The sequence below is a fragment of the Mucilaginibacter sp. KACC 22773 genome, assembly GCF_028736215.1.
Lineage (GTDB): Bacteria > Bacteroidota > Bacteroidia > Sphingobacteriales > Sphingobacteriaceae > Mucilaginibacter.
In genome coordinates this window covers 1,937,524-1,949,731 of record NZ_CP117883.1, presented here as the reverse complement: position 1 = coordinate 1,949,731, position 12,208 = coordinate 1,937,524, and the positions used below count along the sequence as shown (strand labels likewise).

Sequence of the window (12,208 nt, the reverse complement as noted above, 5' to 3'; positions counted from 1 at the left end):
ACGGGGGCATCTATTAATGTAAAAAGAAATAATATGAAAAAGATCACGTATTCGTTAATCGTCTTGCTGGTAATCAGCCTTTCGGCATTTGCCCTATCGCTTGTTACTTATAAAGTTAAAAGCCCTTATGAGGTTAAATTTGAGGGCGGCCGTATCAGCGGAAAATTTGAAACGTTAAAGGCCAATATCCAGTTTGACAAAGCCGACCCCGGGCAATCAAAAATTTCGGCATCTATTGATGTAGAAAGTATTGCTACCGGTTTCTTTATCAAAAACAATCACGCCAAAGATGCCCTGGATGCCGACAATCATCCCACCATAACCTTTACCTCAACGGCGGTTAGCAAAAGCGGTAACGCTTACCAGGCTGTAGGTAACCTGAATATGAAGGGTGTTACCAAACCAGTTACCATTCATTTTACTTTTGATGATAAAGGAAACGAAGGCCTTTTTAAAGGCAGCTTTAAAGTAAAACCAAAGGATTTTAATATCACCCGCAACGGATCACCGGAGGAGTTGACTATTAGTTTAACGGTGCCAGTTACCAAGGGCTAAATAGCAAGTACACAGCAACGGTGCCACGTTATATTTAATTATAGCGTGGCTTTTTTGTTTTGAGCCGGCTACATTTGTTGTGGAGTTGAATAACCAATAAACTTTTTGACCAGACACCCAAGGATAGGCGGAATGGCGAAGCCTTAATGAATATCTTTTTAAAACAATTATATTTATGAAGAATTTGTTAAAACGGGTAATGAGTTAGATACTGATCTGGACAGATGACTTTATGTGTTAAAGAATATGAGCCAACTGGACAAGATACCAGCATATCTGCGTAAACCCATATTTGAAAAATTATTCAGCATTGCAGAATATATAAGCCTGACAAAGGAGGAAAAAACGATGTACGATAGCAGCTTAAAATACAAATGGGACAATAAAAATGTGATGGATTACGCTGTATCAACTGCTGAGGCCAGGGGTGAGGCGAAAGGTATGGAGAAAGGTGAATATAAAAAGGCCTTAGATATTGCCCGTGAAATGAAAAAAGATGGTCTACCACTTGCCCAAATCTCAAAGTTTACTAAACTTTCTGTTGAAGAAATAGAAAAGCTTTAAATATCCACACTAAAAAAGGGGAGCGACAAAATCATCGCTCCCCTTTAGTTTAGCTTTCTGCTTTAAGCCTTAAGCTTTTGGCTTACAACCCAAAGCCATAAGCTAAACGCAAAGCCACCAGGCCTGTGTGATAATCCTTCATGTAAAAATCCTCATACCGCGCACTCAGGTCCCAGTGTTTGTTTGCGTACCCTATTCGTCCGGCCAGGTCGCGCCTGTGAAATGGCGCCCATCCCTGCCCATCTTCTAATTTTTCCCATGCTAAACCGCCCTCAACGCCAACATAAAGGTTGGGCATAAAAAACTGTTTAACACCTATTTTAACCGGAATTTCGCCGTAGCTATCAAATTTCTTGCCGGTATTTGGGTTTGTTTTCGAAAAAAAATGATAACCGCCGGCAGCAAATGTCGCCGCGAAATTATTGGTAATACCATATTGAAACTGGCCCGTTGCCCCCAATACAAAGCTACTGCCCTTGCGCGATATACCGGTTGGCAAACCTGTTTCGGCTCCCAGGCTAAAGGTAAATTGTTTAGCTGCAACTGTTTGAGCCTGTGCATTTGTTGTAAAAAATATAGCTGAGGCAATAATTGAAACGGCTATTAATTTTGATAGAACTTTCATTTGACGTGGTTTTAGTAAATAATCATTTACATGTATTACTGCCACTTTTACAAATACGTTGCCTGTAGTTCCCAATTTTTTTTCCATGGCTAAATCATATAAAGTAAAATCAGGATTTTTTATACCGTTTATATTTCTTAACGGGTACAATTACTGGCGGCTAATTATGATATAAACAATAAAATATATCATTATCAGCTAACCAAACAACGGTTACTATCGTATAAAAAGGTGTTATCAAACCCTTGTCGCTATAAAAATTTTCATCATAATAAGGTAACATTTATGCAACATTGGACAGGTACATTTGGGGAAACAAAAAAATTATCGATGCGAACAGCAATTTTTTGCCCTAAGCACCTTAAGTTATTGTTCCTGAGCCTGCTGATATTTCTCGGCCACAACGCCTACCCCCAAAATCCCACTATCTCCAATGGCTTTGCCCACAATGATTACTGGCACAAACGGCCTTTGTATGATGCTTTGGATAATGGTTTTACAAATATTGAGGCCGATGTTTATTTAAGGAACAACAAACTGATTGTAGCACACATCCTCCCCTTCTTCAAAAAACAAAGAACGTTGGAGCGCCTGTACCTGGCCCCGCTGATGGAATGCATCATAGGCACCAATAAAGAGATCAAATGCCCCACCTATCCGTTAACACTGATGATCGACATAAAATCTGACGGTGCTAAAACTTACCAGGCGCTGCAGTTGGTGCTCGAAAAATACAAATCTATTTTATCCGGCTACGAAAACGGCATTTACACCCAACGACAGGTAACCGTTGTAATTACCGGCCACAGGCCATATAACCTGATCAAAGCCCAAAACAGCAGGCTGGCCTTCATTGATGACGATCTTATGCAGGTAAGGCAGGATACGACTTCAAGAGATTTATACCAAACTGCAAGCTGCAAATACTCTCATTTATTAAAATGGGACGGCAAAGGCAACTTTTCGCCCTTTGAAAGGCAGCGCCTGCGTATGTACGTGTTGCTGGCACACAAGTTTGGCAAAAAAGTGAGGCTCTGGGCTTCGCCCGAGAATGAAGTGGTATGGCGCGAGCTGCTGAACTGTGGCGTTGACTTGATTAATACTGACAGGTTGGTTGAACTTAAAAACTTTTTGCAGGCAGGTACAAAAAGCTATGCAAAGGTTGATTGAGGAAAAGAATCAAGAGTTAAGATAATTAATGCCATTTATTCATTAAAGCTTATTGCAATAAGCCTTTCCGTTTTTTCTTTCTTGACTCTTGACTCTAATATCTTGACTCTCTACTTGCATTGTTAATAAATTCTTTTCCCAAAAACCACCTCTTAATAATTTCATAACGCTGGCTTCGCTTTATCTAAAAGTAGCGCGATTACTTTTAACAAATTATAAAGCAAAGCATTAGCCAGGCTTTATAGTTTAAATAAACAAGTAAAGCATTCAACCCTTGAGTTTAACTACACCGATAATTGAAAGTAAAGGAATGAAGAAGATATTATTCATTACCGGTTCAATTAACCAAACAACCCAAATGCACCAGATTGCAAATGAGTTACCCGAATTTGATTGCTGGTTTAGTCAGTTATTTACAGATAATACGCTCCTAAACTACCTGCTTGCTAAAACCCCCATTTTTAACGGCACGGTGCTATCGCGCAAATTCAAGTTAAAATCTGAAAGGTATTTATATCAAAATTCACTACAGGTTGATTTCAGGGCCCAAAAAAATCAGTACGACCTTGTAGTGTATTGTACCGATATGATTGTGCCCAGGCGCATGCGCCAATTTAAAACCATTTGGGTGCAGGAGGGCATGATAGACCGCTACACCACCTGGAGCAAAATTGTACGTACCCTTAGGCTGCCATCAACCATGTGCGGCAATACATCACTAAACGGTGCAGCCAATATATGCGATGTTTATTGTGCGGCGTCTGAAGGTTATAAGCAGCAGTTTGCCGATAAAGGCACCCATATAAACAAGATCATTGTAACCGGCATGCCCAACTATGACAACCAGCAGCAGCATTTAAATAACGATTTTCCGCACCGCGACTACGTAATGGTAGCTACAACCGATATGCGCGAAACCTTCCGGATAGAGCACAGGGTAGCATTTATCAAAAAAGCCGTTAAAATAGCGGCAGGCAGGCCCCTGCTTTTCAAACTTCATCCTAACGAGAATTTTGCCAGGGCCGAAAGAGAGATCCGTGAACATGCCCCCCTAACTACGATGATCTATAAAGACGGTAATACCGCCCATATGATAGCCAATTGCTGCGAATTGATTACGCAATACTCCACGGTGGTGTATACAGGCATAGCACTGGGCAAAAAAGTACATTCCTGGTTTGATATTAACGAGCTGCACGAGCTTGCGCCTTTACAAAATGAAGGAACATCGGCCAAAGCAATTGCCGCGCTTTGCCGTGAATACTTAAACCACAAGGGGACTAAAAAAAGTTTTGATCCGCAGCTGGCCATTTATAAATACCTGGTTGGCAAACAACAACCGGAATTAACAAACGAACTGATAGCAAACTGGTAATTAATAGTAAGTACCATGACAGAAAAAATTGTGATTATAGTGCAGGCCCGCATGGCGTCAAGCCGCCTGCCAGGCAAAGTAATGCTCCCCATACTGGGCAAAAGCCTTTTGGCGCGCATGATTGAACGGCTGCAAATGATGCAGCACAAAGCCGATATCATCATCGCTACATCCGAAAATGAAGAGGACGATATCATCGTGAAGGAAGCTTCGGAGATGAATATTCCCAGTTATCGCGGTAGCCTGGGCAATTTGCTTGACAGGCACTACCAGGCCGCCCGACGGTTTAAAGCCGACATTGTTTTAAAGATCCCATCTGACTGCCCGCTGATAGACCCCCGGATTATTGACCAGGTACTTGAATATTTTTTTGCCAACCGTGGCAAATACGACTATGTAAGCAACCTGCACCCGGCCACCTGGCCCGATGGCAACGATGTGGAGGTAATGACCATGGCCTGCCTTAAACAAGCCTGGGAAAACGCCGGCCGCCCGCTCGAGCTGGAACATACCACACCTTACATATGGGAAAACCCGCTAATTTTTAGCATTGGCAATGTAAGCTGCAAAACAGGTATGGATTACTCCATGTCGCACAGGTTTACGATTGATTACCCCGAGGATTATTATTTTATTGAAAAAGTATACAGCGAGTTATATCCTATCTGCCACCAGTTTTCCTGCCAGGATATTCTTAACCTGCTTAACCGCAAGCCCGAAATAATGCAAATCAACACACAGTACGCAGGCGTAAACTGGTACCGCCATCACCTGGATGAATTGCAAACCATTTTGCCCGATCAAACAAAAAAAGCACCGAAGGAAAACTCACAACAATTTGAACAAAGTGAAGCATAACACCCCAAACATCAACGAGCAGGAGTTAACGGCTATTGCATTAAACGTGCGCGAACACATTGTGCGCATGTCGACAGATGGCGGATGCTTTACAGGAGCATCGTTATCAGCTGTTGATTTGATAGTTTACTTATATAGCCGGTTTTTAAATATCAACAAGGATAATCTTAACCATCCCGACAGGGATTACCTGTTCCTTTCAAAAGGGCATGATGTGCCTGCCTTATACGGCACCTTTGCCGAGCTGGGCTTGCTGGATAAAGAACGGCTTAAAAATCACCTGTCCCTTAACGATCATATTTACTGGCACCCCAATACCCATATCCCGGGTATCGAGTTTCATTCCGGCTCGTTGGGCCATTTGCCTTCGGTAGCTATCGGCGTTGCGCTCGATCTTAAAATAAGCGGAGGCAGCAACAAGGTGGTATGTATTTTAGGCGATGGCGAACTAAACGAAGGGACCTGCTGGGAAGCCGTATTGGTAGCCAATGCCTACAAACTGGATAATTTGATATTCGTGGTCGACCGTAACCAATTCCAGGCCAATGTACGCACCGAAGACCTGATTCCGCTGGAACCACTCGCCGATAAATTCAGGGCCTTTGGCGCTGCCGTAAAACGTATAGACGGGCATAACTTTATTGACTTACAACACGCATTCGGCGCGTATCCTTTTGAAGAAGGAAAACTAAATGTAGTGATTGCCGATACCGTACGCGGCAAAGGGCTGCCCAGTATTGAAGAGCGTGCCGACCGTTGGTTCTGCAATTTTTCTGCAGATGAGATTGGTCAGCTTTTGCTTGAACTGCACGGCGACCAAAACACCCTATTGACATCAGAAACTTTAGTAGTGAGATAAATATGACCTACGAAGAATTATTAACAGAAACGGCATTGGCCAATGAGCAGATCATTGTGATGACTGCCGAAAACCGTGCGCTGGTACGTAACCTGCCCGGCATATTGGGCAAACGCTTTATTGACACCGGTATTACCGAGCAAACCATGATAGGCGTCGCCGCCGGTTTGGCCTTGCGTGGTCGCACCCCTGTAGTACATGCCCTTGCCGCGTTTTTAACCATGCGCGCCTTTGAATTTGTACGTACCGATTTGGGAATCCCTAACCTGCCGGTTAAGCTGAGTGGTTTTATTCCCGGCCTTTTATCAGATGGCAACGGCCCTACCCACCAGGCTATTGAGGATATATCAATTATGCGCGGCATTCCCAACGTAACCGTGTTTGCCCCGGCAGATGAAGATGACCTGGTAAAAATGCTGCCACAAATCTGGAACAGCGAACACCCTGCCTATACCCGTATCAACACCCGTAAAACCAGCTTTAATCACGCGCCCTTTGTTTTAGGCAAAGCCGAAGTGATAACCCAGGGCAACGACGTAACCATATTAACCTACGGCTTATTGTTTGAGCAGGCGCTTATTGCGGTTGACATGTTGCGCAGCGAAGGCCTTTCTGTAGGGCTGGTAAACATGCGCAGCCTTAAACCGGTTGATGAGCAGGCTATACTGCAGGCATGCGCCCAAAGCAGCCTGGTAGTAACCCTCGAAGATCATTTTGTAACAGGCGGCTTGTACAGCATTGTGGCCGAGGTATTATTAAAACATCAAACCACCGCAAAAGTACTGCCCATAGCCCTGAACAATAAATGGTTCAGGCCGGCATTACTGCCCGATGTTTTGCAGCACGAAGGCTTTACAGGCAAGCAAATTGCCGAACAGATTTTGGGTTACCAAACAGCCCACCACCAACCAGAGATTTTAACACCTGAATTTTCAGAATAAACAGCAATTAAAATGGCTAACAAAATAGCGCTCGACAATAATTATCCCGATATCAGCCAGTCTGACAACCTATACCAGCGCGCTTTAAAGGTACAAAAACCGGTTACCCAAACCCTGGCCAAAGGCCCCGGCCAGTTTACTAACGGCGTAGCGCCTAAATACATTGTAAAAGGCAAAGGATCGCACGTTTGGGATGCCGATGGTAACGAGTATATCGATCTTAATTCGGCCATAGGCCCTATCTCATTGGGCTACGCCTACCCTCCCGTTGACGAAGCTATCCGCAGACAACTGGAAGATGGCATTACCTTTTCATTGATGCATCCCTTAGAAGTTGAATTGAGCGAACTGGTACAACAGGTAGTACCTAATGCCGAAGCAGTTAAAATCAGCAAAACAGGAGCTGATGTATGCTCGGCAGCTGTACGCGTAGCCCGTGCTTTTACAGGCCGCGATAAAATATTTTGTTGCGGTTACCACGGCTGGCACGATTGGTATATAGGTATTACCAGCCGCAACGCGGGCGTGCCCGATGCCATACAGGATTTAACCTACACTTTTGAATATAACGATATCGAATCGGTAAAAGCCGCCCTGGATGAAACCGTGGCCGCCGTAATATTGGAGCCCTTTATTTTTGAAGCCCCTAAACCCGGCTACCTACAGCGGCTCGCCGAGGTATGCAAAGCAAATGGCACCCTGCTGATATTTGACGAAATGTGGACGGGTTTCCGTGTCGCTGTTGGTGGCGCACAGGAATATTTTGATGTTAAGGCCGACCTTGCCGTGTTTTCAAAAGCCTGTGCAAACGGAATGCCCATAGCCTTATTAACCGGCCGGGCCGATGTAATGGAACTATTTAATTCCGAAGTATTTAGCTACACCACCTTTGGCGGCGAGGCACTATCATTAGCAGCTTGTATCGCAACCATTAACGAGCTGCGTAATAAAAATGTGCCGCTGTATTTAGATACACACGGCGCGCTATTAAAAGATGGATACAACCTTATTGCAATTGAAACCGGCATGGATAAATACACCCGCTGCGTAGGTTTTAACTGCCGCAGTATGGTAACTTTTACTCCCGAAGCAGGCAGCGCCTTAGAGGTTAAAACCCTGATGCAACAGGAGATGATAAAACGCGGTGTGCTTTGGGCAGGCTTCCATAATATGTGTTACAGCCATACTTCCGAAGATATCGACTACATTTTGTTAGCATACCGAGATGTATTGCCCCTGGTAAAAGAAGCAATTGAAAGTGGCAACATCAAAAATTATTTAAAGGGCGAAGTACTGGAGGCTGTTTTCCGTAAGGTGAGCAACTATAACATTAAACCTAAAAGCGTTATAGCCGGGTGATTGAAGTCATAAGTCTTTAGTCGCAAGTCAGTAGCACAAATCATATAGAAATTTAGATGACGGGTTTATTTTCATTAAATCAAAAAACGGCAGTAGTAACGGGTGCACTTGGCCTTATAGGAAAAAAACACTGCGAAGCGCTGGCAGCGGCCGGTGCCAATGTGGTAGTGGCCGATATTGATGCCGAAGCCGCACAAACCTTTGCGCAGCAATTAGGCCAAAACCATATTGGGATAGGCTTAGATGTAACCAGCAAACAATCGTTAATTGACGCGCTTAATACCATACTGAATAAATACGATGGCCTGGACATCCTGGTGAACAACGCAGCCATCAACGATAAGTTTGAAGATCCTGCTATGGCCAAAGAGCTTTCGGCATTTGAAAACTATCCGTTAGAGGCTTTCCAGCGGTCACTAAATGTAAACGTAACCGGGGTATTTTTAAGCTCACAAATATTGGGTACACATATGGCCTTACAAGGCAGTGGCAGTATCATCAATATTGCCAGCACCTATGGCATGGTAGGGCCCGACCAAACGATATACCGTAATGCCGCCGGCGAGCAGACATTTTATAAATCGGCAGCTTACCCGGTAACCAAGGGGGCTATCATCAACTTTACCCGTTTTTTGGCTGCTTACTGGGGGCATACCGGGGTAAGAGTTAATACCCTATCGCCGGGTGGCGTCGAGAACGGACAAACAGAAGATTTTATAGGCAATTATTCAGCAAAAACTTTACTGGGCCGTATGGCCAAAGCAGCTGATTACCAGGGCGCGCTTGTATTTCTGGCCAGCGAGGCCTCGGCGTACATGACGGGTGCAAATCTGGTAGTTGATGGAGGATGGACAGCAATTTAATTCACACATAAAACATGAATGAAATTTTAAAACAAAAAGCGGCAGGCATCAAACTTTTGCTAACCGACAACGATGGTGTACTAACCGATGCCGGTGTTTACTATAACACCGATGGCGAACTGCTTAAAAAATTCAACATGCGCGACGGCATGGGTGTGGAGCGGCTGCGAAAATTTGCAGGCGTAGATACCGGCATCATCACCGGCGAACATTCCCCTTCCCTTATAAAAAGGGCCGCCAAATTGCAGATAGTTGAATTGCATACAGGAATTAAAGATAAAGTTGCTGTTTTAAAAGAAATTTGCAGCCGCTTAAACCTGTCATTAAACGAAGTTGCCTACATAGGCGATGATTATAACGACCTTGAAGTAATGAAACTGGCTGGCCTAACCGCCTGCCCTGCCGATGCTTTGCCTTTGATAAAAACAAAAGCTGATTTTGTAAGCACCCTAAATGGCGGCGAAGGCTGTTTCCGCGAGGTTGCAGAATTTATTATCGATGCAAAAGGTAATACTAATTTATCAGCCGGTACCCGCAATGGCACCATTACCCTGCAAAATGGCCGCGTAATTGGCAAGGGCCAACCAAGCTATATCATTGCCGAAATTGGCATTAACCATAACGGCTCATTGGAAACCTGCAAAAAGCTGATTGACGAAGCGGTTGCGGCCAAGGCTGATGCTGTTAAATTTCAGAAACGCACACCCGAAATTTGTGTACCTAAAGACCAATGGGAAATTATGCGCGATACCCCCTGGGGCCGCATCACCTACATCGATTACAAACGCAAAACAGAGTTTGGCATTGCCGAATATGCAACTATAGATCACTATTGCAAAAAGCTGGGAATCGATTGGTTTGTATCAGCCTGGGACGTTCCCTCCGTTGATTTTATGGAGCGCTTTGATACCATTTTATACAAACTGGCATCTGCATCGTTAACAGATTTCGACCTGATCCAGCGTATCCTGGAAACCGGTAAGCCGCTGATGTTATCAACAGGCATGTCCACCATGAAAGAGATTGAGGCCACCATGGATTTTGTGAATGCCTTTGATGAAAACTACCCGTTGTTCATAGCGCACTCTACCTCGGCCTATCCATGCGCCCCGCAGGAATTAAACCTTAAAATGATCCAGACGTTGGAGGCCAAATATCCGGGCATACCTATTGGTTATTCGGGCCACGAAACCGGTTTGGCTACAACGGTTGCCGCGGTGTCATTAGGTGCAACTTTTGTTGAACGCCACTTTACGCTCGACCGTGCCATGTGGGGATCAGACCATGCAGCGTCTGTTGAGCCACAAGGCCTGCAACGCCTGGTACGCGATATCCGCGATGTGGAAACCGCCACCGGCGACGGCGAAAAAAGAGTTTATGAATCTGAGCTGGCCCCTATGAAAAGATTAAGGGTTAACATCAGCGATGAGTATAAAGAAAAACCATTAGTTTAGGAATGCCCCTGCAAAAAGTATACACCATAACAACCATTATCCTTGCCTGCTGGGTGGTTTTCATCATCTCCTGGGAACGTATTTCGCCTTATCGCAAAGGCCTCGCATTTTTCAGGGAAGGATTTTGGGTTGATTTGGTTTGGTATACTTTGATTCAGAGCTATTTTTTGAAGATCCTGATCTTCAGCTATATCATTGCGCCGCTACAACAGCATTTCGATCTATCGGGTTGGAGTGCTGTTGGCAGCTGGCCGCTGGCCGTCCAGGTATTATTTTTTGTGGTAACACATGACTTATACATCTACCTTTTCCACCGTTTTCAGCACTCCAATAAAGTGTTCTGGCGCATTCATGAAGCGCACCATTCCGGTAAAGAGGTTGATTTTTTAGCAGGCTCACGCTCGCATTTCATGGAGATAGTAATTAACCAAACCATCGAGTTTGCCCCCATCATTTTGTTAGGGGCAAACCCCATGGTAATACCTATCAAGGCACTGATAGATGCGATGTACGGCATGTTTATTCATGCCAACGTTAAAGTAAAATTCGGCAGGTGGAAGTACATTTTTAACACCCCCGAATTGCATTTATGGCACCATGCCAATTACCAGGAGGTTTTTCATGCCAATTTCGCAACCAAACTATCCGTTTGGGACTATCTCTTCGGCACCGCTTATGATCCGGGCCACGCACCGGGTAACAATCCCGAAAACTGGGGGCTTTATTATAACTACCCGAAGGATTACTTTTTACAGCACGCCTTCAGCATAAAACGTTTTGAAGAGCAAAAGCTGCTTAAGTATCCCTGGTTTAAATGGTATTATACCCTACGCCCGAGGGTGATTAGCTGGCTTACAAAAAGGCTGCCGGCTAAATACAATGAGCCGGTGATTGATTTGCAGCCAACACCTCTACCTATAAAACAAGTATCCACTGAAGATAACCTCATACAACAAAACTAACATTGGCCTGGATATACCTCATCATAGCAGCCGCATTTGAAGCCGCCTGGACATTTTCGCTCAAGTTCATGAAATTCAGCGATCTGAAAGCCCTGCGCTGGCATTCGGCTTTAAGCTTACAATACGGCTTACCTGTTTGGCTGCCTTTTGCCGGCTACGTACTGTTCGGGATAGGCAACATCTATTTCTTCTCGCTGGCCATCAAGTTGGTGCCCACGGCGGTGGCCTATGCCGTGTGGACAGCCATTACCCTTGTACTCATCAAAATTGCCGAAATGGCTATCTTTCACCAGAAACTATCCTGGATGGAGGTATTTTTTATGACACTGATTATGAGCGGAATATTAGGACTGAAGTTTTTCGGAGCGGAAGTGAAATAACAAATCGACCGTTTGAAGTACTTTAAGATTCTACGTTAAGGATAAGGTATATTTTACCTTCATCATTTTTAAAAACATCTATTGAACTTAAATCCAGGTCGGACAGATCATGGCAACAAATCCCATATTTTCCGTTAGTATTGCTGTTGATCAATATATCCGGCAATGGTAGCAACGCTAATGCCACCTTTAACGTTGAAAAAAAACAGACTTAATTGTAGTATTAGATTAATATTGTTTTAG

Annotated in this window: 12 protein-coding genes and 1 pseudogene; 12 read left to right on the top strand and 1 reads right to left on the bottom strand. The window is 44.3% G+C overall.

Translation table 11 applies throughout. The features are described from left to right. Positions 1 to 33: 33 nt before the first annotated feature. Both PQ469_RS08510 and PQ469_RS08505 read left to right on the top strand, forming a co-directional pair. Entirely contained in the window at positions 34 to 555 is a 522-nt protein-coding gene (locus PQ469_RS08510; protein WP_274212572.1) for a YceI family protein, read from the top strand. Between the two features lie 180 nt (positions 556 to 735). Continuing rightward, positions 736 to 1,119 (top strand): annotated as a pseudogene (locus tag PQ469_RS08505) (PD-(D/E)XK nuclease family transposase); the annotation flags it as partial. A gap of 82 nt (positions 1,120 to 1,201) precedes the next feature. On the opposite strand, the gene PQ469_RS08500 reads toward PQ469_RS08505, so the two are convergent. Next, positions 1,202 to 1,831, bottom strand: a complete 630-nt coding sequence (locus tag PQ469_RS08500; RefSeq protein WP_143065446.1) for a hypothetical protein — start codon at positions 1,829 to 1,831, stop codon at positions 1,202 to 1,204. 243 nt (positions 1,832 to 2,074) lie between these two features. Between PQ469_RS08500 and PQ469_RS08495 the strand changes: the two genes are divergently transcribed. The 10 genes from PQ469_RS08495 (at position 2,075) to PQ469_RS08450 (ending at position 11,965) form a co-directional block, all read left to right on the top strand. Beyond that, on the top strand, positions 2,075 to 2,914 hold the full coding sequence (locus tag PQ469_RS08495; protein ID WP_274212571.1) for a phosphatidylinositol-specific phospholipase C/glycerophosphodiester phosphodiesterase family protein: 840 nt from the start codon (positions 2,075 to 2,077) through the stop codon (positions 2,912 to 2,914). Positions 2,915 to 3,224: 310 nt separating this feature from the next. Continuing rightward, entirely contained in the window at positions 3,225 to 4,289 is a 1,065-nt protein-coding gene (locus PQ469_RS08490; protein ID WP_274212570.1) for a hypothetical protein, read from the top strand. A gap of 15 nt (positions 4,290 to 4,304) precedes the next feature. After that, complete coding sequence (locus PQ469_RS08485) at positions 4,305 to 5,147, top strand: glycosyltransferase family protein (protein WP_274212569.1); 843 nt, start codon at positions 4,305 to 4,307, stop codon at positions 5,145 to 5,147. Further along, positions 5,137 to 6,006 (top strand): transketolase, encoded by an 870-nt coding sequence (locus PQ469_RS08480; protein ID WP_274212568.1) that lies wholly within the window; start codon positions 5,137 to 5,139, stop codon positions 6,004 to 6,006. The genes PQ469_RS08485 and PQ469_RS08480 overlap by 11 nt, the downstream gene beginning before the upstream one ends. Before the next feature lie 2 nt (positions 6,007 to 6,008). Beyond that, complete coding sequence (locus PQ469_RS08475) at positions 6,009 to 6,947, top strand: transketolase family protein (protein WP_274212567.1); 939 nt, start codon at positions 6,009 to 6,011, stop codon at positions 6,945 to 6,947. Positions 6,948 to 6,959: 12 nt separating this feature from the next. Further along, positions 6,960 to 8,306, top strand: a complete 1,347-nt coding sequence (locus PQ469_RS08470) for an aminotransferase class III-fold pyridoxal phosphate-dependent enzyme (RefSeq protein WP_274212566.1) — start codon at positions 6,960 to 6,962, stop codon at positions 8,304 to 8,306. A gap of 56 nt (positions 8,307 to 8,362) precedes the next feature. Continuing rightward, positions 8,363 to 9,169, top strand: a complete 807-nt coding sequence (locus PQ469_RS08465) for an SDR family oxidoreductase (protein WP_274212565.1) — start codon at positions 8,363 to 8,365, stop codon at positions 9,167 to 9,169. 14 nt (positions 9,170 to 9,183) lie between these two features. Further along, positions 9,184 to 10,623, top strand: a complete 1,440-nt coding sequence (locus PQ469_RS08460) for an N-acetylneuraminate synthase family protein (RefSeq protein WP_274212564.1) — start codon at positions 9,184 to 9,186, stop codon at positions 10,621 to 10,623. A gap of 2 nt (positions 10,624 to 10,625) precedes the next feature. Beyond that, entirely contained in the window at positions 10,626 to 11,585 is a 960-nt protein-coding gene (locus PQ469_RS08455; RefSeq protein ID WP_274212563.1) for a sterol desaturase family protein, read from the top strand. Between the two features lie 2 nt (positions 11,586 to 11,587). Further along, positions 11,588 to 11,965 (top strand): DMT family transporter, encoded by a 378-nt coding sequence (locus PQ469_RS08450; RefSeq protein WP_090649138.1) that lies wholly within the window; start codon positions 11,588 to 11,590, stop codon positions 11,963 to 11,965. Positions 11,966 to 12,208 lie beyond the last annotated feature (243 nt).